Origin of the sequence: Streptomyces cinnamoneus, from assembly GCF_002939475.1 — a bacterium.
Taxonomy (GTDB): domain Bacteria; phylum Actinomycetota; class Actinomycetes; order Streptomycetales; family Streptomycetaceae; genus Streptomyces; species Streptomyces cinnamoneus_A.
Map to the genome: position 1 here is coordinate 6315489 of NZ_PKFQ01000001.1, position 23356 is coordinate 6338844.

A 23356-nucleotide genomic window follows, 5' to 3' on the forward strand; every position below is an offset into this window, starting at 1 on the left:
GAGAGCGGGATGGTCACCCTCGGAAGCAAGGGTGACCATCAAGGGTAAAGGACGAGCAAAGGGGGTCAGTCCCGCAGCTCCTCGATCACCGGTGCGAAGGCCTCCATGTAGGGCTCCAGGATCGTGAAGTACGTGAAGCCGTAGCGCTCGCGGTGGCCCCGGATCCGCTCGGCGATCTCCTTGACCGACCCGGTCAGCAGGGCGGGGTGTGCCAGGTACTCCTCGTCGGTGAGGTCGGTGCGGTAGCCCATCAGCTCGCGGACCTTGGTCAGCGGGTCGCCGCCGACCGCCACGACCTGCACCAGGTAGTTGAGCTCGGCCGGCTCGGGGCGGTCCGCCGCGAAGCCCTGGTAGGCCGCGACCCGCCCGGCCAGCTCGGAGGGGCTGACGAGCCGCAGCGAACCGTCGGGGTTCGAGCCGCCGCCGGCGAACGCCATGATGTCGGCGTGCCGCGCGGCCAGTCGCAGCACGCGGTCGCCGTTGCCGCCGAGCAGCAGCGGGGGCCGGGGCGCCTGGGTCGTCGCCGGCAGGTGCCCGGGGTCGCCCAGCAGCCGGTTCAGCTCCGTGACGGTGTGCTCCAGGTGGTCGACCCGCTCGCGCGGCGAGCCGAACGGCAGGCCGGCGCTGTCGTGTTCGGCCTTCACGTAGCCGGTGCCCAGGCCCAGCTCCAGCCGGCCGCCCGTCAGCTGGTCGGTGGTGGCCACCTCGCGGGCCAGCAGCGCGGGGTTCCAGAACCCGGCGTTGAGGACCAGCGTGCCCACCCTCGGCCGTTCGGTGGCCTCGGCGGCGGCGACCAGCGAGGGGAACGGGGCCGGCATGCCGAGGTGGTCGGGCACGAGGATCACGTCGTAGCCCATGGATTCGGCCTGGCGGCACTTCGCGCGCCACTCGGCGGCCGTGCAGCCGGTGAGCATGTTGACGGCGAACCGGAACGGACGGGACATGCGGAACCCCCTTGGTCGTCTGATGATCACAACGTATCGGAGGATGTCTCCGGTTACTGGGCGTCCGGGGCGTTCGTGAGTCAATTCACGTAGGAGGCCGGGCCTCCGGTTCGGCCGGACGCCGAGCGGTGCCCAGCACACAGGGCGAGGCCGGCGACGGGACGGCGGTGTCCGGCACGCGGAGCCGCCGGTAGGGGCCCAGTTCGAAGCCCGCCGCCGTGATCGCCCGCAGCGGGTCCCGGGCGGTGTGGCAGCCGCCGAAGACCACCGGCCACACCGTGCGGTCCAGGGACCGCTGCACGGTCGCCAGGGCCCGGCCCCGGGCGAGACCGTGCTCGAAGAAGCGCAGCTCGCCGCCCGGTCGCAGGACCCGCCGCAGCTCCGCGAGGGCGCGCCCCACGTCCCGGACGGAACACAGCACCAAGGACACCACCGCCGCGTCGAACGCCTCGCTCTTGACGGGCAGCGCCTCCGCCGCGCCCGGCACCACGTCCACCGGGACCCCGGCCCGCACCGCGGCGTCCACCGCCAGCCGCCGCAGCGTCCGTTCCGGCTCGATCGCCACCACCTCCGAGACGGTCCCCGGGTAGTGGGCGAAGTTCAGGCCGTTCCCGGCCCCGATCTCGATCACCCGTCCCGACAGCCCGGCCAGCAGCTCCTGCCGGTGCGCGCGGACCCCGGCGCGCTCGTCGACGACCGGGCTCCAACGGGCGTAGAGCCGGGCGAAAACCGGATGGTGCACGGCGTCGTGCGGCGTTCTGGTGCGGCGGAGCGGCATGGCACACAACCTCTTCCCGGGGGCCGGGGATACGACGGCTACCGCGATTCTTCCCACGGCACAGCCCGTACGCACCGCCCGGCGGGTCTTTGCCCGCCCGCCCCGCCCCGCCGCGACCGCGCCGCGCGGTCCGGTCAGGCGGGGGCGCTCCCCGGCGGCACGGCACCGGCCCACGTGCCGTCCAGCTCCGGAGCCAGCCAGCCCGCCGCCACCGCGCGGAAGTCCTCCGGCGGAAGCGTCGCCGCGCCCTCCGGCACCGCGCCCAGCAGCGGCGCCCCCGCCTCCCGGGGCAGATCGGTCAGGTTGCAGCGCATGGCGAGGTCCGGCTCGGCCGGCCAACTGCCGATCACCACGCCCGCGCAGCGCAGTCCGCGCGCCCGCAGCGCCTCCGCGGTCAGCGCGGTGGTGTTGAGCGTGCCCAGACCCGCCTGGACGACGACGAGCACCGGCGCGTCCAGCAGCCCGGCGACGTCCGCCAGCGTCGAGCCGGCCTCGTCGAGCCGCACGAGCAGCCCGCCCGCGCCCTCCACCAGCACCAGGTCGTGGGAGGCCGCCAGCTCCGCCGCCGCCCGCCGGATCTCCTCGGGGCCCACCGGCGCGAGCCCCGCCCGGCGGGCCGCCGTCGCCGGCGCCAAGGGCTCGGGGAAGCGGGCCAGTTCGGCACCCGTCACCGGGCCCGCCAGCCGCCGCACCTCCGCGACGTCGCCCGGCTCGCCCGGGGCGACCCCGGTCTGGGCGGGCTTGAGCACGGCCACCGTGCGGCCGGCGGCCAGTGCCGCCGCCGCGACGGCGGCCGTCACCACGGTCTTGCCGACCTCCGTGCCCGTACCCGTGACGACCATCACCGACATCGCTCGCGCTCCGTTTCGTCGAGGCGCCTGCCGCTCCGTGCGCGGCCTGCACCGCATTCCTCGCGCCGCCGTACGGCGGACGCGTCGCCCGGCGGGCCCCCGAGGGCCCGCCGGAGGGGGACCCCGCTCAGCCTTCGCGGGCAGCGGCGCACACCGCCGCACCGATCCGTGCCACGTCCTCGTCGCCGGTGACGTAGGGCGGCATGACGTACACGAGGTTGCGGAACGGCCGCAGCCACACCCCCGCGCGCACCGCCGCGCGCGTCGCCGCCGCCACGTCGACCTCGTGGTCGAGTTCCACCACGCCGATGGCGCCGAGCGTGCGCACGTCCCGCACACCGCGCAGCGGGGCGGCGTCCGCGAGGGCGTCGCGCAGCCCGGCCTCGATCCGCTTGACCTCGGTCCGCCAGTCCTGCGACAGCAGCAGGTCGATGGAGGCGTTGGCGATCGCGCAGGCCAGCGGGTTGCCCATGAACGTCGGGCCGTGGGCCAGCACCGGCACCTCGCCCGAGCTGATGCCCTCCGCCACCCGAGGGGTGCACAGCGTCGCCGCCAGCGTCACGTAACCGCCGGTCAGCGCCTTGCCGAGGCACATCACGTCCGGGGTGACCCGCGCGTGGTCCGCCGCGAAGAGCTCGCCGGTGCGGCCGAAGCCCGTCGCGATCTCGTCGAACACCAGCAGCACGTCGTGCTCGTCGCAGGCCTCCCGCAGCACCCGCAGGTAGACCGGGTCGTGAAAGCGCATGCCGCCCGCGCCCTGCACCACCGGCTCCACGATGACGGCGGCCAGCTCGTGGGCGTGGCGCGCGATCGTCTCCCGCAGGTGCGCGGAGTACGCCGGGACGGCGTCCGTGTCGTAGTCGTGCGGGGGAGCGTCGGCGAAGACCTGCTGCGCCAGCACGCCCGACCACAGCTGGTGCATGCCGCCGTCGGGGTCGCACACGGCCATCGGCTGCCAGGTGTCACCGTGGTAGCCGCCGCGCCACGTCATCATGCGGCGCTTCTCCGGCCGGCCCAGCGAGCGCCAGTACTGCAGGCACATCTTCAGGGCCACCTCGACCGACACCGAGCCGGAGTCGGCGAGGAAGACGTGCTCCAGCCCCTCGGGGGTGATCTCCACCAGCCGGGACGCCAGCCGCACGGCGGGCTCGTGGGTGAGCCCGCCGAACATCACATGGCTCATCCGCCCCAGCTGCTCCTGGGCGGCGGCGTTGAGCACCGGGTGGTTGTAGCCGTGCACGGCCGACCACCACGACGACATCCCGTCCACCAGCTCGTGCGAGCCGTGGGCCTCCTCGGCCAGCCGCAGCCGGACGCCGGACGCGGACTCGACGATCAGCGGCTCCTGCCGGCCGGGCATCGGACCGTAGGGGTGCCAGACGTGCCGGCGGTCCAGGTCCAGCAGCTCGGCGGGGGCGAACGACTCAGGCATTGGGCGGCAGGTCCGTTCCCGCGCCACGGCGCCGCACGGCGACCAGGTCCGTGCGGGCCTCGCCCGCCGGCGCCGGCTCGGCCACCGCGTCCGCCACCGCGCCGCCGTCGCCGCACGGGCCGCAGCCGCCGCCCGTTCCGCAGCCACCCGCGCTCTCGGCCGCACCGTGCGAGCCGCAGCCGCCCGCGCCCGGACCGGCGCCGTGCGAGCCGCAGCCGGCGGCCGCCAGGGCGTCCGCCCGGTGCGTCGGCAGCGTCGTGGTGCCGGCGCCCTCGACCTCGAAACCGGCGTCCGCGATCATCGCCAGGTCGGCCTTGCCCTCCTGGCCCTCACTGGTCAGGTAGTCGCCCAGGAAGATCGAGTTGGCCAGGTGCAGGGCGAGCGGCTGCATCGAGCGCAGGTGCACCTCGCGCCCGCCGGCCAGCCGGACCTCCACGTCCGGGCAGACGAACCGCACCATCGCCAGGATCCGCAGGCAACGCTGCGGGGTGAGGTGCCACTCCTTCGCCAGCGGCGTCCCCTCGAAGGGGATGAGGAAGTTGACCGGCACCGAGTCCGGGTCCAGCTCGCGCAGCGAGAAGACCACGTCGACCAGGTCCTCGTCGCTCTCGCCCATGCCCGCGATCAGGCCCGAGCAGGCGGACATGCCCGCCGCCTGCGCCTGCTGCACGGTGTCGACCCGGTCGGCGTACGTATGGGTGGTGGTGATGTCGCCGTAGGTGGCTTCGGACGTGTTGAGGTTGTGGTTGTAGGCGTCGGCACCCGCGGCGCGCAGGCGCTCCGCCTGTCCCTCGGAGAGCAGGCCGAGGCAGGCGCACACCTCGACGTCCTCGTTCTGCTCCTTGATCGCCGCGATGGTCTTCGAGACGCGGTCCACGTCCCGGTCCGTCGGCCCGCGCCCGCTGGCGACCAGGCAGACCCGCTTCGCCCCGCCGGCCACGCCGGCGGCCGCCGCCTCGGACGCCTCCTCCGGCTTCAGCCAGGTGTACTTGAGGATCTCCGCCTTCGAGCCGAGCCGCTGCGAGCAGTAGGAGCAGTCCTCGGGGCACAGCCCGGACTTGAGGTTGACGAGATAGTTCAGTTTCACCCGTCGTCCGAACCACTCGCGGCGCACCCTGCCGGCCGCGGCCACCACGTCGAGCAGTTCGTCATCGGAGGTCGCCAGCACGGCGAGCGCCTCTTCGCGGGTCGGCAGCTCCCGCCGCAACCCCTTGTCCACCAGCGTGTTCAGCAGGTCCATGGCGCCGATCCTTGCTTACGCCACCGCTTCCGGCCAAGGAGAGATCGCACAACAGGGGCCGTTTGACGTGTGTGTATCGCCACATACTGTCCGGGCCGCTCGACGGCTACGTTTTATGCAAACCCACCAAACGACAGGGACGGCCGATGCCCCAGGACCCCTTCGACTGGATCGACGCCCAGCACGAGCGGCTCCGGGCCGCCGGCCTGGTCCGCACCCTCCGTCCCCGCTCCGCCGGGGCGGACCTCGTCGATCTGGCCGGCAACGACTACCTGGGCCTGACCCGCCACGCCGAGGTCGTCGAGGGCGCCGCCGAGGCCGCCCGCCGCTGGGGGGCGGGCGCCACCGGCTCCCGCCTGGTCACCGGCAGCACCGCCCTGCACGCCACGCTGGAACGCGAGCTGGCGGACTTCTGCGGCTTCGAGGCGGCGCTGGTCTTCTCCTCCGGCTACGCCGCGAACCTCGCCGCCGTCACCGCGCTGTCCGGTCCCGTCGGCAGCGGCACCCTGCTGGTCTCCGACGAGGGCAACCACGCCTCCCTCATCGACGGCTGCCGCCTCGCGCGCGCCGACAAGGCCGTCGTCCCGCACGCCGACCCCGAGGCCGTGCGCAAGACCCTGGCCGCGCACGGCGGCCGGGCGCTCGCCGTCACCGACTCCGTCTTCTCCGTCGACGGTGACGCCGCCCCGTTGGCCGCCCTCGCCGGGGTGTGCCGGGAACACGGCGCGGCGCTGCTGGTCGACGACGCCCACGGCCTCGGTGTGCTGGGCCGCGGCGGCCGTGGCGCCCTGCACGCCGCCGGTCTGGCGGGCGCCCGCGACGTGGTCGCGACCGTCACCCTGTCCAAGTCGCTCGGCAGCCAGGGCGGTGCGCTCCTCGGCCCGGCCCGGGTCATCAGCCACCTCGTCAGCACCGCCCGCACCTTCATCTTCGACACCGGTCTGGCCCCCGCGGCGGCGGGCGCGGCCCTGGCGAGCCTCGCGGTGCTGCGCCGCGAACCCGGGCGCGCCGAGCGGGTCCGCGCGGTGGCCACCGGCCTGTACGAGCGGCTGACGGCGGCCGGGCTGACGGCCGTGCGGCCCGACGCGGCGGTGGTGTCCGTACGGGCCCCCTCGCCCGAGGCCGCGGTGCGCTGGGCGGCCGACTGCCGTGAGCGGGGGCTCGCGGTCGGGTGCTTCCGGCCGCCGTCCGTGCCCGACGGCGTCTCGCGGCTGCGACTGACCGCCCGGGCGGACCTGTCGGACGAGCAGCTGGCCGGCGCGGCCGCCACGATCGTGGCGACGGCGCCCGGCGTCTGAGCCGCCGGCTCAGCACCGTGCGCAGCCGTGGGGTCCGCGCAGACCCGCGAGGAAGGCGGACCACGCGGCGGGGGAGAAGAGCAGAACGGGGCCGGCGGAGCGCTTCGAGTCGCGCACGGCGAGGGTCCGGCCCACCCGCGCCGCTTCCACGCAGTTGTTCATTCCGGTGCTGTGGCTGCTGCGGTGCCACCTCGCACCGCGCAGAGCCGGAGGCGCCGATCCAGAGGGTACGTACCGAGGCTTCGCGGCCATGTTGCCCCCTTACGAGCCGTCCTTGATCCCGGCGATGAAATCGAGTGAGTTCTCGTGGGAGAGGGCGTGTGCCCGGAGCGTGGTGAACGCCGAGCCGTACGCCCGGAGGTCCTCTTGTCGCTCCAGATAGAGGCTACTCGTCAAATGGTCGAGAACAACCACATCCAGATCGGCAATGCGCGGAAACGAAAAAATAACGAAAGGTCCGGTGATACCGATGTGGTCGCCGCTGCTGAACGGCAGCACGTGCAGCCGCACATGCGGCAGCGCGGCCCGCTCCAGCAGGTGCTCCAGCTGCCCCGCCATCACCTCCGGGCCGCCCACCTCGTGCCGCAGCGCCGCCTCGTCGAGCATCGCGCACAGCTCCAGCGGCCGCTCCTTGGCGAGCACCGACTGCCGCGCCATCCGTACCCGGACCAGCGCCTCCACCTGTTCGGCCGGCGGGTCGCCCAGCGCGGCCCGGGTCACCGCGCGGGCGTACTCCGGCGTCTGCAAAAGGCCCGGCACCACCGTGGTCTCCAGCGTGCGCGCGTGGGACGCCTCGGACTCCAGACTGATGAAGTCCAGATACGCCGACGGCAGCAGGTCGCGATAGGCGTACCACCAGCCGCGGCGCGAGCCGCCCCCGCTCCCCGAGCCCGCCGGGTCCGCCCCGCACAGGGCGCCCAGCAGCGCGCGCAGATCCGGGTCGAAGACGCTGTAGACGTCCAGCAGCCGGGCCACGTCGGCGGGCTTGACCCCGCTGATGCCGGTCTCGATCCGGCTCACCTTCGACTGGTGCCAGCCGACCGCACAGGCGGCCTCCCGGCTGGTCATCCCCGACAACTCGCGCTGGCGGCGCAGCTCCGCGCCCAGTTTGCGCCGGCGCACCGCGGGTCCGTACCGCATCGGCCCTCCCTCCCCGCCGCTCTCCAGGCGACACGTTCTGAGTCAATAGACCAGTGCGACCGCCCGCGGTGGTGCCTCCGGGCAAGGTTCACCGCTTCGAGCGACAGATATATCCACAATCCGGTGGATCACCCCCATCGCGGTCGTTATCAGTGGCACGCTGTCGCCCTGAGCCGCCCGAAGCCGCTCCCGACGTCCCTCGACGTGCCTCTTCGACCCGCCCGCACGAGGGCGCCGGGGGCCGGCCTCGATGGGAAAGGGACAGCGTCATGGCAGACCACCAGGAAGCATCCGTCACTCTGCCGAGCGCCCCCGCCTCGGTCCGCGCCGCACGCTGTCACGTCATGGACGTGCTCGCCGGATGGGGCCTGCCGGACGGCGGCGAGGCCGCCGACGCGCTCCGGCTGATCGTCTCCGAGCTGGCCACCAACGCCGTGCAGCACACCCGGGGCCAGTCGCCCACCTTCCGGGTGGACCTGCGGCTGGACCGGGAGGAGCGGCTGCGGATCGGGGTCACGGACCGCCATCCCCGCCACCCCCGGCGGCTGCCCGCCACCGTCCAGCAGGACCACGGGCGCGGCCTGGTGATCATCCGCTGTCTGACCGCCGAGCACGGGGGCAGGCTCTCGGTCGTCCCGACCGCGGAGGGCGGGAAGACGGTGTGGGTCTCGCTGCCGTGGAGCGTGTCCGTCCGCTGAGCCGGCAGCGCGGCGGGCCGGGCGGCGGTCCGCCCGGCCCTGCGCTCTTGTGGAGCGTGCGCGTCTGGAACCGGTGGGTTCGAAGGTGCTCCGGGTGTCCGGCGCGTGGTCAGCCGGTCACACGGCCTTTCGCCTGCCGTTCGTCACGTGGCTGCCGTGTGCCCGCCCGGTCGCGGGGGGCCGTCCGGTCAGCCGTTCACGCGGCCGTACGAGACGCTTCTGGTCCAGATGCGCTCGAGGCGGACGACCGAGCCGGTCTTGGGGGCGTGCCAGATCTTGTTGCCGCCGGCGTAGATGCCGACGTGGTAGACGCCGCCCCGGCCGTGGAAGAACACCAGGTCGCCCTGTTCCCTGGAGAACCCGGGGATCTGCCGGGTGCGGTTGTACTGCTGCTGCGCGGTGCGGGGCAGCTCCTTGCCGGCCCGCTTGAAGGAGTACTGCGTCAGCCCGGAGCAGTCGAAGCGGTACGGGCCCGTCGCTCCCCACTGATAGGGAGCGCCCGCTTTGGAGGCCGCGATCTGGAGGGCCGCGGTGGAGACCGTGGCCGCCTCGGCGTCGTCCGCGCCGCCGGGTGCCACCACCGTGGCACCGACGGCCGCGAGAGTCAGAGCGGACACCGATGCGGAGACGGCCCTGGCCCTGGACAGCCGTGAGGGACGTTTGTGAGCGCCCATGCCAAACCCTTCGTCAGCCGCCTGTGAAGGATGACCTGTCGGGTTCGGGCAGGCGAAGAATGCCCGGCCGCGTGAGCGGCTTCACCCCAAGGGGCTGCTGCGGCAGACCGGTTGTGCCGGCCGCCGTCCCGCCCCGCCGTGCTCGGGTCCTCCATCCCTGCCGATGCCCTTCTGTCGACCAGTCGCCCGGGCGGCGGCAGGGTTCGGCGTCCGCCCGGACCGCCCCGCCGTGGTGGCGGGGTCTTGTCGTCGGAGGGATCTTGGCGCAGCCGCGCCGGCGAATCCGAGGGGAACCAGCGTTATGTGAACCTCGTCACCTCTGGGCAATTCGGCTGGACACGGGGCGGTTTGACGGTCTCGATCTCGGACTGCTGACCTCGTCACCTGCGGCGGAGCGATCTCCCCGAGCGGCGGATGAGCGCCCGGCACGAGGTGATCGCTGCGCGACGTCTACGATCGCCTCCGACGTCTGAAGGAGATCGGGAGAATAATGTTTCCGCTCCTCAGTTCGCCGTCACTTCGCGGGCTCCGGCGGCAACGCCACGCGGCCCGCCCGGCGTTCGCCGTCCAGGACGCGCATCGCCCGCGCCAGCGTCCCCGCGTACACCTCGCGTTCGCCCCGCTCGAACATGACCGTGAGGGCGTCGCGCAGCTCCGCCGCCGCGACCACGAGCCTCTGCGCGGCTCGTAGCCCGCCGTACGTGTCGTGCGCGCGGGCCGGATTGATCCGGCCGAGGAGATCCAGTACCTCGAGATAGCGATCGACGAGCTCCCCCTCCGCCCGGGTCAGGGCGGGCAGGGGCGGCAGTTCCGGCGGCCACCTCATCGCCCTCACCTCGTCCCGTGCGGCGCGAGGGACGCGTCCCGGCTCACGACCACCCGGTCGGCGAGCCCGTAGGCCACCGCTGCCGGGGCGTCGAGAAAGGTGTCGCGCTCCAGATCGGCCCGGATCCGCTCCGGGTCGCGGCCGGTGTGCAGGGCCAGCATCCCCACCAGCTTCTCGTGGGCGCGCAGCAGCTCGTCCGCCTGGACCGTCAGGTCGGAGGGCGTGCCCCGCACCGGTTCGGCGAGCGCGGGCTGGTGGATGAGGACGCGGGCGTGCGGCAGGACCATCCGCTTGCCCGGGGTGCCGGCCGCCAGCAGCACGGCGGCGGCCGAGGCGGCCTGGCCCAGGCACACCACCTCCACGTCGCAGCGGATGTAGCGCATCGAGTCGTAGATGGCGCACATGGCGGAGAAGGAGCCGCCGGGGGAATTGACGTAGAGCGAGACGTCCCGGTCGGGCGCCGCGTGTTCCAGGTACATGAGCTGTGCCGTCACGTCGTTCGCGGCCGCGTCGTCGACGGCCGTCCCGAGGAGGACGATGCGCTCGGAGAAGAGCTTCGCGTACGGATCGAGGGTTCGAATCCCGCCGTCGGTGCGCTCGGTGAACTCCGGCAGGACGTGGCGGGCTGTGGACCGGTGCATGGCTGCGCCTCTCGTCGTCTGTAAAAAATGTACAGGACGTACACCTCGTTAGAATGGGGAGCATGGCCTACGAAATTCCGGTGACGCAAGCCCGAGCCGAGCTGGCGGATCTGATCAACCGCGTCGTCTACGGCGGCGAGCGGGTGGTCGTCACCCGCCACGGCAAGCCGCTCGTCGCCCTCGTTTCCGCCGCCGACCTGGAAAGACTCGAGGAGAGCGCGGCGTCCGCGGGAGCCGCCGAGGAGCAGGTGATCAGCACCGTCGCCGCCGTCCGCCCGCCGGGGGCGTCCGCTGCGGGCGAACGCGGCCGCTTCGGCATCGCCGCCGAGCACCGGGATCCGGGACGTCACTGACGACTCGTCATGCCCGCGTAAAGAACGGGCCGGTCTGGTTAACGCGTTGGAAAAGCTTGCGCCCTAATCTGCCCATCAGTGGCCACGGGGAGAAGAACCCCAGGTCAACCCTGTGTTGAGGTGGGACGCATGCAACTATCCCCGCACGAGCAGGAGCGGCTGCTCATCCATGTGGCCGCCGATGTCGCCGACCGGCGCCGCGCCCGGGGGCTGCGCCTCAACCACCCCGAGGCGGTGGCGTTGATCAGCGCGCACATCCTCGAAGGCGCCCGCGACGGCCGCACCGTGGCCGAGCTGATGTCGTCCGGGCGCAAGGTCCTCACCCGCGACGAGGTCATGACGGGCATCCCCGAGATGATCCACGACGTCCAGGTCGAGGCCACCTTCCCGGACGGGACCAAGCTCGTCACCATCCACGACCCCATAGCCTGACGGGGGCGCCCGCGATGATCCCCGGAGAGATCCTGTGCGCGCCGGAGCCGGTCCGGCTCAACGAGGGCCTGCACCGCACCCGGCTGACCGTCCTCAACCGGGCCGACCGCCCCGTGCAGGTCGGCTCCCACTACCACTTCGCCGAGGCCAACCCCGGCCTGGACTTCGACCGGCCGGCCGCCCACGGCAAGCGCCTGGACGTCGCCGCCGGCACGGCCGTGCGCTTCGAGCCGGGCATCCCGGTCGAGGTGGACCTGGTGCCCATCGGCGGCAAGCGCGTGGTCGAGGGCCTGCGGGGCGCCTGTGCGGGGCCGCTCGATGTCTGAGCTGAGCCGCGTGGCCTACGCCGACCTGTACGGGCCCACCGCCGGCGACCGGATCCGGCTCGCCGACACCGACCTGCTGATCGAGGTCGAGGAGGACCGCTGCGGCGGCCCCGGCCACGCCGGGGACGAGGCGGTCTTCGGTGGCGGCAAGGTCATCCGCGAGTCCATGGGCCAGTCCCGCGCCACCCGCGCCGAGGGTGCCCCGGACACGGTGATCACCGGAGCCGTCGTCCTCGACCACTGGGGGATCGTCAAGGCCGACGTCGGCATCCGCGACGGCCGGATCACCGGCGTGGGCAAGGCTGGCAACCCCGACACCATGGACGGCGTCCACCCCGACCTCGTCATCGGCCCCGAGACCGAGGTCATCGCCGGCAACGGCCGCATCCTCACTGCGGGCGCCGTCGACGCCCACGTCCACTTCATCTGCCCCCAGGCCGCCGACGAGGCGCTGGCCTCCGGCGTCACCACCCTCGTCGGCGGGGGCACCGGCCCCGCCGAGGGCAGCAAGGCCACGACCATCACCCCGGGCGCCTGGCACCTCGCCCGGATGTTCGAGGCCCTCGAAGGGCACCCCCTCAACATCGGCCTGCTCGGCAAGGGCAACACCGTCTCGTACGACTCGATGCGCGCCCAGCTGCGGGCCGGAGCCGTCGGCTTCAAGATCCACGAGGACTGGGGCGCGACGCCCGCCGTGATCGACGCCTGCCTGACCGTGTGCGAGGAGAGCGGCGCCCAGCTCGCCATCCACACCGACACCCTCAACGAGGCGGGCTTCGTCGGCGACACGCTCGCCGCCGTCGCCGGGCGCACCCTCCACGCCTACCACACCGAGGGCGCGGGCGGCGGGCACGCGCCGGACATCATCACGGTCGTCTCGGAGCCCAACGTCCTGCCCAGCTCCACCAACCCCACCCGGCCGCACACCGTCAACACCGTCGAGGAGCACCTCGACATGCTGATGGTCTGCCACCACCTCAACCCGGCCGTCCCCGAGGACCTGGCCTTCGCCGAGTCCCGCATCCGGCCCGGCACGATCGCCGCCGAGGACGTCCTGCACGACCTCGGCGCGATCTCCATCATCTCCTCCGACTCCCAGGCCATGGGCCGCATCGGGGAGGTCGTCCTGCGCACCTGGCAGACCGCGCACGTCATGAAGAAGCGGCGCGGACCGCTGCCCGGCGACGGCCGGGCCGACAACCTGCGGGCCCGCCGCTACGTCGCCAAGTACACCGTCAATCCGGCCGTCGCCCAGGGCCTCGACCACGAGATCGGCTCCGTCGAGACCGGCAAGCTCGCCGACCTGGTGCTCTGGGAGCCGGCGTTCTTCGGCGTCCGGCCCCACCTCGTCGTCAAGGGCGGCCAGATCGCCTACGCGCAGATGGGCGACGCCAACGCCTCCATCCCCACCCCGCAGCCCGTCCTGCCGCGCCCGATGTTCGGCGCGTTGGGCCGCGCGCCGGCGGCCACCTCGCTCAACTTCGTCACCCAGTGGGCGCTGGACGACGGCCTGCCCGAACGCCTGGGGCTGGGCAAGCGGTTCGTCCCCATCCGCGACACGCGCGGCGTCACCAAGGCGGACATGCGCAACAACGACGCCCGGCCGCGCGTGGAGGTGGACCCCGACACGTTCACCGTCACGATCGACGGCGACCCCGTCGAACCGCGGCCGGCGGTGGAACTGCCGATGGCCCAGCGGTACTTCCTGTTCTGATGGTGACGACGACCGGCCTCGCCGCGGCCCCACCGCTCCCCGAAGGCTCCGCCCCGGCCCCCGGTCCGGCGGCCGAGGCCCCCGTGGCGGGCGACGGTCACGCCCTGGCGGCCCTCCTCGTCCTCGCCGACGGGCGCTTCCCGGCCGGCGGCCACGCCCACTCCGGCGGGGCCGAGGCGGCCGTCAAGGCGGGCCGGATCACGGACGGCGCGTCCCTGGCGGCCTTCTGCGGGGGACGGCTGCACACCACCGGGCTGACGGCGGCCGCCCTGGCCGCCGCGGCCGCTGCGGGACTCGACCCGCTCGGCCTCGACGCGGCCGCCGACGCCCGCACCCCGTCGTCCGCCCTGCGCACCGCGTCCCGACGGCTCGGCCGCCAGCTGACGCGCGCCGCCCGGGCGACCTGGCCGTCAGCCGCACTCGACGCCCTGGCCGCCGCCCGGCCGCGCGGCGCCCACCAGCCCGTCGTCCTCGGGCTGGTCGCCCGGGCCGCGGGGCTCAGCCCGCTCGCCGCCGCGTACGCCGCCGCGTACGAGTCGGTGAGCGGGCCGGCGACGGCGGTGGTGCGGTTGCTGAGCCTCGATCCGTTCGAGGCGAGTGCGGTGCTGGCGCGGCTGGCGCCCGATCTCGACGAGGTCGCGCGGACGGCGGCCGAGGCGGCGCGGCGGGCGCTGGACGAGGGCCCGCACGTCCTCCCCGCGGCCTCCGCCCCGTTGCTCGACATCACGGCGGAGCAGCACGCCGCCTGGCCGGTGCGGCTGTTCGCCACGTAGAGGTGTTCCCCAGCCCCGCACCTGCCCGCAGCCGGTGCCCCGCCCCCGGAACCCCGGTCCTGGGGCGCCGGAGGGGAGCCGGAATCCAGCCCGCCCGGTCCTTGGCGAAAGGGCGGGGCCGGGGACCACGCACATCGACCCTCCGGAGGAACCATGCACCTCGACCACCCCGGCGCCTTCCCCCACCGCCACACCTACAGCGCCGCCGCGCCCCTGCGCCCCGACGGGTCGCGCCGCGCCCTGCGGATAGGGCTCGGCGGGCCCGTCGGGTCCGGGAAGACCGCGACCGTCGCCGCGCTGTGCCGGTCCCTGCGCGAGGAGCTCTCCCTCGCCGTCGTCACCAACGACATCTACACCCGTGAGGACGCCGAGTTCCTGCTGCGGCACGCGGTGCTGCCGCCCGAACGCATCACCGCCGTGGAGACCGGCGCGTGCCCGCACACCGCCATTCGCGACGACATCTCCGCCAACCTGGAGGCGGTGGAGGACCTGGAGGGCGCCGTCGGCCCCCTCGATCTCATCCTGGTCGAATCCGGCGGCGACAACCTGACGGCGACCTTCTCCAAGGGCCTCGTCGACGCGCAGGTGTTCGTCATCGACGTCGCCGGGGGCGACGACATCCCCCGCAAGGGCGGCCCCGGCGTCACCACCGCCGACCTGCTCGTCGTCAACAAGACCGACCTCGCCCCGCACGTCGGCGCCGACCTGGAGGGCATGGCCCGCGACGCCCGGGCCCAGCGCGGGGAGCTGCCCGTCGCCTTCACCTCGCTGGTCGCCACCGACGGCGTGGCGCCCGTACGGGACTGGGTGCTCGCCCGGCTGGCCGACTGGACCGCCGGCACAGCGGCATGACTATCACTCAGGTGCCGCCGCCCACGGCGGCTCCCCCCATCGGGCTGCGCGCGAAGGCGCGGATCGTCGCCGCCCCCGACGGGCGCGGCGGCACCGCCCTGCCCGTCCTCGCGGGAGACGGCCCCCTGGCGCTGCGCCGGCTGCGCCCGTGCGGGCGGCAGGCGCGCGTCTGCCTGGTGGGGGCGATGAGCGCACCGCTGGGCGGCGACGTGCTGGGCCTCTCGGCGGACGTCCGCGACGGCGCCGCCCTGCGTCTGCAGTCCGCCGCCGCGACCCTCGCCCTGCCCGGCCGCACGGGCGAACCCGCCTTCTACGACACGCGTCTGACCGTCGGTGACGGCGCCGAGCTGCGCTGGCTGCCCGAACCCCTCATCTCGGTGCGCGGCAGCGACCTGCGGCAGACCACCCGGGCCGATCTGGCCCCGGGCGCGCGCCTGGTGCTGCGCGAGGAGCAGGTGCTCGGCCGCGCGGGGGAACCCCCCGGACGTCTCGTCACCCGGCTGACCGTACGCCGCGCCGGCCGCCCGCTCCTCGACCAGGAGCTGAGGTCCGGGCCGGGGACGCCCGGGTGGGACGGCGCGGCGGTGCTGGGCGGCCACCGGGCCGTCGGGCAACTCCTCGTGGTCGACGCGGGCTTCGCGGACCGGCCGGTCGCGGCGCGCGCCCTGGGCGCGACGGCGTCCCTCACCCCGCTGGCCGGACCGGCCGTCCTGGTGGGCGCGGTGGCGCCGGACGCGCTGAGCCTGCGGAGGGTCCTGGATTCCGTGCTGCGTGAGATGGATGCTGTGCTATGAGCGTTTGAATGCCGGCCGGGGTCAAGGGCACCACACGTGGCGATGCCTCTTTCCTCACTCTTACGGATTAGTAAAGAACACCCGTACGCCCTGTCCTTTGTGGCAGGAGAGACGAAAGGATCCCTGCAGACCATGTGATCACCGCCGCTGCGACGCGGCGTATCCATCTGGGGGACCCCTACGTGAGAGCAAAAGCGATAGCCGGAGCAGCCGGCACCGTGGTGACCGGCGCCCTCGTCGCCGGCTTCCTCGCCGCCCCGTCGGCCGGTGCCGCGCAGGCGGTGCCCGGTGGCGCGGCCGAGGCCAAGGGCGTGAAGATCGCCGCCGAGCGGGCCGCCAAGGCGGGCGTCAACTGGCAGGACTGCCCTGCCGACTGGGGCCTGGACAAGCCGATCCAGTGCGGCTGGGTCACCGTCCCCGTCGACTACGCCAAGCCCAACGGCCGCACCATCAAGATCGCCGTCGACCGGGCCCGTTCCACCGGCACCGCGAGTGAGCGCCAGGGCTCCCTCGTCTACAACCCCGGCGGTCCCGGCGGCTCCGGCCTGTCCTTCCCCAAGCGGGTCACGACCAACAACCCGCTGTACGCCAACATCGCGAAGGCGTACGACTTCGTCGGCTTCGACCCGCGCGGCGTGGGCCACTCCGCCCCGATCTCCTGCGTCGACCCCCAGGAGTTCGTCAAGGCCCCCAAGGCCGACCCGGTGCCGTCGAGCGAGGCCGACAAGCGCGCCCAGCGCAAGCTCGCCAAGGAGTACGCGGACGGCTGCGCGGAGCGCAGCGGCGACATGCTGCCGTACATGACGACGCCGAACACCGCCCGTGACGTGGACGTCGTCCGCGCCGCCCTGGGCGACAAGAAGCTCAACTACCTCGGCGTCTCCTACGGCACCTACCTCGGCGCCGTCTACGGCACGCTCTTCCCGACGCACGTCCGGCGCATGATCGTCGACAGCGTCGTCAACCCGGACCGGGAGAACATCTGGTACCAGGCCAACCTCGAGCAGGACGTCGCCTTCGAGGGCCGCTTCAAGGACTGGGAGGAGTGGGTCGCCAAGAACGACGCCTCCTTCCACATCGGCGACACCCGCGCCAAGGTCCACGCCGAGTGGGAGAAGCTCCGCGCCACCGCCAAGAAGCAGCCCGTCGGCGGCCTCGTCGGCCCGGCCGAGCTGATCAACTACTTCCAGGGCGCCGCGTACTACGACCGCTCGTGGGTCCCGGTCGCCGAGACCTGGAAGAAGTACCGCGCCGGTGACGAGAAGGCCCTCGTCCAGGCGGCCGGTCCCGACCTGACCGACCGCGCGGGCAACATCTCCTCCGAGAACGGCAACGCCGTCTACACCGCCGTCGAGTGCGCCGACGCCAAGTGGCCCACCAGCTGGCGCCAGTGGGACCGGGACAACACCCGCGTCCACCGCCAGGCGCCGTTCATGACCTGGGCCAACGCCTGGATGAACCTGCCCTGCGCCACGTGGAAGGGCCCGCAGTACAACCCCGTCGAGGTGACCACGCACAAGGGCCTGCCGCAGACCCTCATCGTGCAGTCCGAGCGTGACGCCGCCACCCCGTACGCGGGCGCGGTGGAGCTGCACGAGCGCTTCCGCGGCTCCCAGCTGATCACCGAGAAGGACGCCGGCTCGCACGGCGTCACGGGCCTGGTCAACCCCTGCGTCAACCAGCGCGTCGACGCCTACCTCCTGACCGGCAAGCTCCAGGGCGGCTCGGACGTGACGTGCGCCCCGCACGCCACCCCCGAGGCGCCGAAGGCCGGCACCAAGTAAGACCGTTTTGGCGGGCCCCGGCCCGTCCGCACGACCACCGCGCCCCCGGTCCGCCAAGGACCGGGGGCGCGGCGTCGTCCGCGGCCGGCCGGGTGGCCCGGCACCCCCACCCGGGCGACCCGCCCGGTGCGGCCCCTTGCCGTCCGCGGCGGGGCGCGGTGGCCTGTCCCGGCCATGCCCGCGCACCGGGAGACCCACACCGATGTCCGTACGCACGCAAGCGGCCGCGGTGGCGGCCGCCACCGCCCTCCTCGCCCTGCCCCCGGCCCCGGCGGCCGCCGACGACCAGAACGACGGGCGGCTCTTCCTCACCGTCTCCGGCTCCCAGAACACCTGGATCCGCGGCATCCGGCTGATCTGCCCCGCCGCGGACGGCCACCACCCGCACGCCGCCGACGCCTGCAAGGCCCTCGCCCTGGCGCACGGCCGGCTGGAGGAACTGCCCGAGGCGAGCCGCACGTGCGCCCCGAGCCGCGACCCCGTCACCGCCACCGCCGACGGGGACTGGCACGGGGCTCCCGTCGCCTGGCGGCGCACCTTCCCCAACACCTGCGCCCTGGAGGCGGCCACGGGCCCCGTCTTCCGGTTCTGACCCGCCGCCGTCCGGCCGGCGCTCAGGTGCCGCGGGCCACCCCGGTGCCTATGGCCGACAGCCCCAGCACCACCCAGGCGAACCACAGCCAGCCGTTGTTGCCGATGGCCACCGTGTAGGCGGTCACCAGCACGAGGCCGCCGACCGTCAGCCCCGCCATCGTCTTCGCCGATCCGGGCATCCCCGCACCTCCTCAACGGCGGTCCCGGCGCGAGAACGCGAAAGACCGCGGCCAGGAGACCATCGTCTCCCCGCCGCGGTCCCCGCCGCCATACCGCGGACCCGTCCGCGTCACCGCCCCTTCGTCTGGAGCGAGGCCAGGTACGCGTTGTAGGCCGCCAGCTCCTTGTCGCCGTCGCGGTCGGCGTTGCGGTCGATGCGCCGTGCCTGGCGCTGCTCCGAGCGGTACCACTGGAACACCAGCGCCAGCAGCACGATCACCGAGGGGATCTCGCTGAAGGCCCAGGCGATGCCGCCGCCGGCCTTCTGGTCGTCCAGCGGGTCGATGCCCAGGGAGGCCGGCGGGTGCATGTACGTGCCGATCATCGGCTCCGTGGCCATCATCAGCGCGATGCCGAAGAAGGCGTGGAAGGGCATGCCCGCGAACAGCTCCAGCATCCGCATCACGTAGCCCGGCCGGTGCGGGCCGGGGTCCACGCCCATGATGGGCCAGAAGAAGACCAGGCCCACGGCGAGGAAGTGCACCATCATCGCGATGTGCCCGGTCCTGGACCCCATGAGGAAGTCGAAGAGCGGAGTGAAGTACAGCGCGTACAGGCTCGCGATGAACAGCGGGATCGTGAACGCCGGGTGCGTGATCACCCGCATGTAGCGGCTGTGCAGCAGGGCGACCAGCCACTCGCGCGGCCCCTTGCGGCCGCGCCCCGCCGCCGGCAGCGCCCGCAGGGCCAGCGTCACCGGGGCACCCAGCAGGAGCAGGATCGGGGAGAGCATGCTGATGACCATGTGCTGCACCATGTGCACGCTGAACATGACCATGCCGTAGTCGTTGAGCTTGGTGCACATCATCAGCGCCACGGTCAGCACGCCCAGGGCGAAGGCCACCGTACGGCCGGCCGGCCAGGCGTCGCCGCGCCGCCGCAACCGGACCACCCCCCAGCCGTAGAGCCCCAGGCCCAGCAGGCAGCCGATCATGAAGAACGGTTCGCTACTGAACTGCAGAGCCCGTCCCAGCGTGAACGGCGGCATGTCCATGTGCATCATGCCGTGCCCGCTGTGATCCATCCGCTCTCTCCCATTTCGCACCAATGCGCCGGGACCAGAGTAGAGGCGCCGCCGGGCGGCCCCACGGCCGGGGCCGCCTGGCGCGCGGCGGCGCGGACGGGCTCACAGCACGCACTCGGCCTCGGCGTAGCGCTCCTCGGGCACCGTCTTGAGGCGCTCGACCGCCTCCGCCAGCGGCACCAGCGTGATCTCCGTGCCGCGCAGCGCCGTCATCATCCCGAACGCACCCTGGTGCACCGCCTCCACGGCGTGCCAGCCGAACCGCGTCGCCAGCACCCGGTCGTAGGCGGTCGGCGTGCCGCCGCGCTGCACGTGGCCGAGGATGACCGGGCGCGCCTCCTTGCCCAGCCGGTGCTCCAGCTCGCCGGCCAGCTGGCGGGCCACGCCGGCGAAGCGCTCGTGCCCGTAGACGTCGGTGGCGCCGGTCTCGAAGGCCATGGAGCCCTCGCGGGGCTTCGCGCCCTCCGCGGCCACCACGATCGCGAACCGCTTGCCCGCCGCGAAGCGCCGGCCTACGACCTCGGTGAGCTCGTCGATGTCGAAGGGGCGCTCCGGCACGACGATCGCGTGGGCGCCCGCGGCCATGCCCGAGTGCAGGGCGATCCAGCCGGTGTGGCGCCCCATGACCTCGACGATCAGCACCCGCTGGTGGGACTCGGCGGTGGTCTTCAGCCGGTCCAGGGCTTCGGTGGCCACGCCCACGGCCGTGTCGAAGCCGAAGGTGACGTCCGTCGAGGCGATGTCGTTGTCGATGGTCTTGGGGACGCCCACGACGGGCAGCCCGGCGTCCGACAGCAGCCGGGCGGCCTTGAGCGTGCCCTCGCCGCCGATCGGGACGACGGCGTCCAGGCCGAGGCCGGCCACGTGCTCCTTGGCCCGCTCGACCCCGTCCCGCAGGGCGTCGGGGCGCACCCGGGAGGAGCCGAGGATGGTGCCCCCGGTGGCCAGGATGCCGCCCACCGCGTCCAGGTCGAGCTTGCGGTGGTCGCCCTCCAGCAGGCCCCGCCAGCCGTCGAGGAAGCCGATGACGTCGTCACCGTGGTCGACGACGGCGCGGTGCACGACGGAGCGGATGACGGCGTTGAGACCGGGGCAGTCGCCGCCGGAGGTGAGGACACCGATGCGCATGACTGGGAAACCTTCACAACAGGGCCTGGGAACCGGACCCCGTCGTCCGGTGGAATCCCCGCCACCCTAACGTTCGAGGGCGGCGGGGACGGCGACCGTCCGCTATGCGGGCTGTGTCGCCGCGGCGATCCGTTCCGAGCGCAGCGCCTCGTACCAGCGGTCGTCGACCGGCGGCAGGGCGTTGACGTCCAGCGCCAGCTTGATCAGCATGTCCGCGATGTGCGGGTTGCGGGCCATCACCGGGCCGTGCATGTACGTACCGAAGACCGTCTCGTTGTACGCGCCCTCGGTTCCGTCGCCGGTGCCGTTGCCCTTGCCGAAGCGGACCCGGGCGAGGGGGCGGGCCGTCGGGCCCAGGTGGGTGACGCCCTGGTGGTTCTCGAAGCCGGTCAGCGGCGGCAGGCCGAGCGGCTGGTCGATGTCGGCCAGGACGTCGCCGACGCAGCGCTCGCCCTCGCCCCGGGTGCTGATCACGTCCAGCAGGCCCAGGCCCTGCTCGCGCTGGCCCAGGTCGTTGATGAACTCGTGGCCCAGGATCTGGTAGCCGGCGCAGACCGAGAAGACGATCGCGCCGTTGGCCACGGCGCGGTTCAGGCCGCCGTCGCGGCGCAGCCGCTCGGCCGCCAGCCGCTGCGGGCGGTCCTCGCCGCCGCCGATCAGGTAGATGTCCCCGGAGGTGGGGATCTGCTGGTCGGACCGCACGTCCACCCGCTGGACGTCCAGGCGGCGCTGGTGGGCGCGCCGCTCCAGGACCAGGACGTTGCCCTGGTCGCCGTAGGTGCTGAGCAGGTCGGGGTAGACCCACACCACGCGCAGACTGTTCTGGCTCATCTCACACTCCTCCTCTGGTGCTTGCGCGGGGGGTCAGTTGCCGACCCGGCGGCGGATGTCCTGGAACGCCGTGTAGTTGGCGATCACCTCGATCTTGCCGGGCGGGCAGCCCTGCACCGCCTCGTCGACCGTCTCGCAGACCCGGAAGTCCACGCCCGCGACCTCCAGGCGCACCGCCAGGTCGAGCTTGCGGTCGCCGATGACCATGATCGGGTGGCCGGCGAGGCGGGTGTAGTCCACGTCCCACAGCCACGAGGTGTCGGTGCCGTCGGCGCCGCGGGCGTTCACCGCGAGGATCACCGGCGCGGGCGGCCCGTCGATCAGCGAGAACGTCTCCAGCCAGCCGGCCGGGTTCTTCGCCAGCAGCAGCCGGACCTCACGGTCGAGGAAGGTCACCACGTCGTACCGGCCGGCCACCGCCTGCACCTGGTACATCCGCTCCAGGGCCACCTGCGGCGGCACCCCGAAGGTGGCGGCCACGGCGGCGGAGGTGGTGGCGTTGGCCTTGTTGGCCCGGCCCGGCAGCTGGAGGTGGATCGGCCACGCGCTGCCGTGCGGGTCGAGGACGTAGTCGCCCGACAGCGCCCAGCTGGGGTTCGGCCGGCGGAAGCCGCACTCGCCGCAGAACCAGTCGTCGCCGGGGCGCTGCATCACGCCGCCGCACGACGGACAGGACCAGGCGTCGTCCTTCCACTCCTGGCCGGCCGCGACCCACACCACGTTCGGCGAGGAGGAGGCGGCCCAGACGATCAGCGGGTCGTCCGCGTTCGCGATCACCACGGCCTTGGTGCCGGCCAGGCCCTCGCGCCACTTCTCGGCGAGCATGCGGGTCTCCGCCGCCCGGTCGAGCTGGTCGCGGGAGAGGTTCAGCAGCGCTATGGCCTTGGGCGCCACGTCACGTGCGACCCCGGCCAGGTACTTCTCGTCCACCTCGATCACGCCGTAGCGCGCGTCCGAGCCGCCCGCGAGGGCGGAGGTGATGCCCGCGGGCATGTTCGCGCCCAGCGCGTTGGACACCACGGGCCCGCTGGCACGCAGTGCCTCGGCGATGAGCCGGGTCGTGGTCGTCTTGCCGTTGGTGGCCGACACCAGGACCACGTCCAGGTGGGTGGCCAGCCGGGCCAGCAGGTCGGGGTCGAGCTTGAGCGCGACCTTGCCGCCGATCACCGACCCGCTGCCGCGGCCAGCGGCGCGCGAGACCGCCGCAGCGGCCTTGCCCGCCGTCACGGCCAGCTTGGCCCGCGGCGACAGTGGCCCCGAGTTGCCTGCCATCGTCCTAGATCCTCCTTGTTCGGGCGCCGCGCCTGTTCCTGGTCAGCCGGTGGAACGCCCCCTCCGTGCCCAAATCGCCAGCCAGGAGGCTTCGGTCGGGGATCAGCCTATCGAGATCCGGCCGTGGGCCCGAACCGGCTGCCTGGGGACCGTACCCTTGACGCCATGCGAAGAGGCACCATTCCCGGCAGTTCAGGACGTGTACGGCCCATGCGGCTGCTCGGGGACGGGGGTCTCGGCGCACCCTGCGAGGAGGTCGCCGACTTCGGCGCCGACCTCGCGCGGCTGGTGGAGGACATGTTCGCCACGATGTACGCCGCGGGTGGCGTGGGCCTCGCCGCGAACCAGATAGGCGTCCCGCTGCGGGTCTTCGTGTACGACTGTCCAGACGACGAGGACGTGCGGCATCTGGGCCACCTCGTCAATCCCCGCCTGGTGAGCGTGGAGGGGATCGTGGTGCGGGGGCCCGAGGGGTGCCTGTCGGTGCCGGGCGTCGAGGCGGGCACCCCGCGCTTCGACGAGGCGGTGGTGGAGGGCTTCACAATGGACGGCACAGAGGTCCGGGTGCGGGGGACGGGGTTCTTCGCGCGGTGCCTGCAGCACGAGTGCGACCACCTCGACGGCGGCCTCTACCTCGACCGTCTGACGGGTCTGCGCAGGCGCCGGGCGCTGCGGGCCGTGCGACGGGCGCCGTGGGCGGTGGCGGGGTAGGACCCCGCGCCCACCGGCCACACGGCG

Annotated in this window: 27 protein-coding genes; 12 read left to right on the forward strand and 15 right to left on the reverse strand. The window is 73.4% G+C overall.

Annotated features, from left to right (window positions below; translation table 11 throughout):
• Nucleotides 1–65: 65 nt before the first annotated feature.
• The 5 genes from CYQ11_RS27730 to bioB form a co-directional block, all read right to left on the reverse strand.
• On the reverse strand, nt 66–944 hold the full coding sequence (locus CYQ11_RS27730; protein WP_099198629.1) for an LLM class F420-dependent oxidoreductase: 879 nt from the start codon (nt 942–944) through the stop codon (nt 66–68).
• A gap of 85 nt (nt 945–1029) precedes the next feature.
• Nucleotides 1030–1722 carry a class I SAM-dependent methyltransferase gene (locus CYQ11_RS27735; protein WP_099198630.1) on the reverse strand — a complete coding sequence of 231 codons (693 nt, stop codon included), beginning with the start codon at nt 1720–1722 and terminating at the stop codon, nt 1030–1032.
• A 134-nt stretch (nt 1723–1856) separates the two neighbouring features.
• Nucleotides 1857–2573, reverse strand: a complete 717-nt coding sequence (gene bioD, locus CYQ11_RS27740) for a dethiobiotin synthase (RefSeq protein WP_099198631.1) — start codon at nt 2571–2573, stop codon at nt 1857–1859.
• 127 nt (nt 2574–2700) lie between these two features.
• Nucleotides 2701–4005 (reverse strand): adenosylmethionine--8-amino-7-oxononanoate transaminase, encoded by a 1305-nt coding sequence (locus CYQ11_RS27745; protein WP_099198632.1) that lies wholly within the window; start codon nt 4003–4005, stop codon nt 2701–2703.
• The gene (gene bioB, locus CYQ11_RS27750) at nt 3998–5245 is read right to left on the reverse strand and encodes a biotin synthase BioB (RefSeq protein ID WP_099198633.1); all 1248 of its coding nucleotides are present in this window, start codon (nt 5243–5245) and stop codon (nt 3998–4000) included. Before bioB ends, CYQ11_RS27745 begins: the two co-directional genes overlap by 8 nt.
• A gap of 146 nt (nt 5246–5391) precedes the next feature.
• Here bioB and CYQ11_RS27755 point away from each other — a divergent pair, with 146 nt between their 5' ends.
• Complete coding sequence (locus CYQ11_RS27755) at nt 5392–6543, forward strand: 8-amino-7-oxononanoate synthase (RefSeq protein WP_099198634.1); 1152 nt, start codon at nt 5392–5394, stop codon at nt 6541–6543.
• A gap of 9 nt (nt 6544–6552) precedes the next feature.
• Here the strand turns inward: CYQ11_RS27755 and CYQ11_RS27760 are convergent, their stop codons facing one another.
• Together CYQ11_RS27760 and CYQ11_RS27765 are read right to left on the reverse strand one after the other, a co-directional pair.
• A complete protein-coding gene (locus CYQ11_RS27760; RefSeq protein WP_099198635.1) occupies nt 6553–6795 on the reverse strand; it encodes a DUF397 domain-containing protein in 243 nt (80 codons plus the stop codon).
• Between the two features lie 9 nt (nt 6796–6804).
• Nucleotides 6805–7683, reverse strand: a complete 879-nt coding sequence (locus tag CYQ11_RS27765; protein ID WP_099198636.1) for a helix-turn-helix domain-containing protein — start codon at nt 7681–7683, stop codon at nt 6805–6807.
• Nucleotides 7684–7952: 269 nt separating this feature from the next.
• Here CYQ11_RS27765 and CYQ11_RS27770 point away from each other — a divergent pair, with 269 nt between their 5' ends.
• A complete protein-coding gene (locus CYQ11_RS27770; RefSeq protein WP_099198637.1) occupies nt 7953–8381 on the forward strand; it encodes an ATP-binding protein in 429 nt (142 codons plus the stop codon).
• A 188-nt stretch (nt 8382–8569) separates the two neighbouring features.
• On the opposite strand, the gene CYQ11_RS27775 is transcribed toward CYQ11_RS27770, so the two are convergent.
• From CYQ11_RS27775 to CYQ11_RS27785, 3 genes are all read right to left on the reverse strand, one after another.
• On the reverse strand, nt 8570–9055 hold the full coding sequence (locus CYQ11_RS27775) for a C40 family peptidase (RefSeq protein WP_099198638.1): 486 nt from the start codon (nt 9053–9055) through the stop codon (nt 8570–8572).
• A gap of 514 nt (nt 9056–9569) precedes the next feature.
• Nucleotides 9570–9881: a hypothetical protein gene (locus tag CYQ11_RS27780; RefSeq protein ID WP_099198639.1), complete on the reverse strand. Its 312-nt coding sequence runs from the start codon at nt 9879–9881 to the stop codon at nt 9570–9572.
• Between the two features lie 5 nt (nt 9882–9886).
• On the reverse strand, nt 9887–10522 hold the full coding sequence (locus CYQ11_RS27785; RefSeq protein ID WP_099198640.1) for an ATP-dependent Clp protease proteolytic subunit: 636 nt from the start codon (nt 10520–10522) through the stop codon (nt 9887–9889).
• 62 nt (nt 10523–10584) lie between these two features.
• On the opposite strand from CYQ11_RS27785, the gene CYQ11_RS27790 reads away from it, so the two are divergent.
• The 9 genes from CYQ11_RS27790 to CYQ11_RS27830 all read left to right on the forward strand — a co-directional run bounded on the left by CYQ11_RS27790 (nt 10585) and on the right by CYQ11_RS27830 (nt 18142).
• On the forward strand, nt 10585–10875 hold the full coding sequence (locus CYQ11_RS27790; RefSeq protein WP_099198641.1) for a type II toxin-antitoxin system Phd/YefM family antitoxin: 291 nt from the start codon (nt 10585–10587) through the stop codon (nt 10873–10875).
• A gap of 129 nt (nt 10876–11004) precedes the next feature.
• Entirely contained in the window at nt 11005–11307 is a 303-nt protein-coding gene (locus CYQ11_RS27795) for an urease subunit gamma (RefSeq protein ID WP_099198642.1), read from the forward strand.
• Between the two features lie 14 nt (nt 11308–11321).
• Complete coding sequence (locus CYQ11_RS27800; protein WP_099198643.1) at nt 11322–11633, forward strand: urease subunit beta; 312 nt, start codon at nt 11322–11324, stop codon at nt 11631–11633.
• Nucleotides 11626–13347 (forward strand): urease subunit alpha, encoded by a 1722-nt coding sequence (locus CYQ11_RS27805; RefSeq protein ID WP_099198732.1) that lies wholly within the window; start codon nt 11626–11628, stop codon nt 13345–13347. The genes CYQ11_RS27800 and CYQ11_RS27805 overlap by 8 nt, the downstream gene beginning before the upstream one ends.
• Nucleotides 13347–14120, forward strand: coding sequence for an urease accessory protein UreF (locus CYQ11_RS27810; RefSeq protein WP_099198644.1), 774 nt, complete (start codon nt 13347–13349; stop codon nt 14118–14120). Before CYQ11_RS27805 ends, CYQ11_RS27810 begins: the two co-directional genes overlap by 1 nt.
• 153 nt (nt 14121–14273) lie before the next feature.
• Nucleotides 14274–14972 carry an urease accessory protein UreG gene (gene ureG / locus CYQ11_RS27815; RefSeq protein ID WP_099198645.1) on the forward strand — a complete coding sequence of 233 codons (699 nt, stop codon included), beginning with the start codon at nt 14274–14276 and terminating at the stop codon, nt 14970–14972.
• A complete protein-coding gene (locus tag CYQ11_RS27820; RefSeq protein ID WP_099198646.1) occupies nt 14969–15766 on the forward strand; it encodes an urease accessory protein UreD in 798 nt (265 codons plus the stop codon). The genes ureG and CYQ11_RS27820 overlap by 4 nt, the downstream gene beginning before the upstream one ends.
• Before the next feature lie 182 nt (nt 15767–15948).
• Nucleotides 15949–17550 carry an alpha/beta hydrolase gene (locus tag CYQ11_RS27825; protein WP_240003307.1) on the forward strand — a complete coding sequence of 534 codons (1602 nt, stop codon included), beginning with the start codon at nt 15949–15951 and terminating at the stop codon, nt 17548–17550.
• 202 nt (nt 17551–17752) lie between these two features.
• Nucleotides 17753–18142 carry an SSI family serine proteinase inhibitor gene (locus CYQ11_RS27830; RefSeq protein ID WP_099198647.1) on the forward strand — a complete coding sequence of 130 codons (390 nt, stop codon included), beginning with the start codon at nt 17753–17755 and terminating at the stop codon, nt 18140–18142.
• Nucleotides 18143–18164: 22 nt separating this feature from the next.
• On the opposite strand, the gene CYQ11_RS29895 is transcribed toward CYQ11_RS27830, so the two are convergent.
• The 5 genes from CYQ11_RS29895 to CYQ11_RS27850 form a co-directional block, all read right to left on the reverse strand.
• Nucleotides 18165–18323, reverse strand: a complete 159-nt coding sequence (locus CYQ11_RS29895) for a hypothetical protein (protein ID WP_181143809.1) — start codon at nt 18321–18323, stop codon at nt 18165–18167.
• Between the two features lie 110 nt (nt 18324–18433).
• Nucleotides 18434–19387, reverse strand: coding sequence for a cytochrome c oxidase assembly protein (locus CYQ11_RS27835; protein WP_099198648.1), 954 nt, complete (start codon nt 19385–19387; stop codon nt 18434–18436).
• Nucleotides 19388–19489: 102 nt separating this feature from the next.
• A complete protein-coding gene (locus CYQ11_RS27840) occupies nt 19490–20515 on the reverse strand; it encodes a 6-phosphofructokinase (RefSeq protein WP_099198649.1) in 1026 nt (341 codons plus the stop codon).
• 102 nt (nt 20516–20617) lie between these two features.
• Nucleotides 20618–21346: a type 1 glutamine amidotransferase gene (locus CYQ11_RS27845; protein WP_099198650.1), complete on the reverse strand. Its 729-nt coding sequence runs from the start codon at nt 21344–21346 to the stop codon at nt 20618–20620.
• 33 nt (nt 21347–21379) lie between these two features.
• On the reverse strand, nt 21380–22618 hold the full coding sequence (locus tag CYQ11_RS27850) for a Mur ligase family protein (RefSeq protein WP_099198651.1): 1239 nt from the start codon (nt 22616–22618) through the stop codon (nt 21380–21382).
• Between the two features lie 165 nt (nt 22619–22783).
• Between CYQ11_RS27850 and def the strand changes: the two genes are divergently transcribed.
• Nucleotides 22784–23329, forward strand: coding sequence for a peptide deformylase (def, locus tag CYQ11_RS27855; RefSeq protein ID WP_099198734.1), 546 nt, complete (start codon nt 22784–22786; stop codon nt 23327–23329).
• Nucleotides 23330–23356 lie beyond the last annotated feature (27 nt).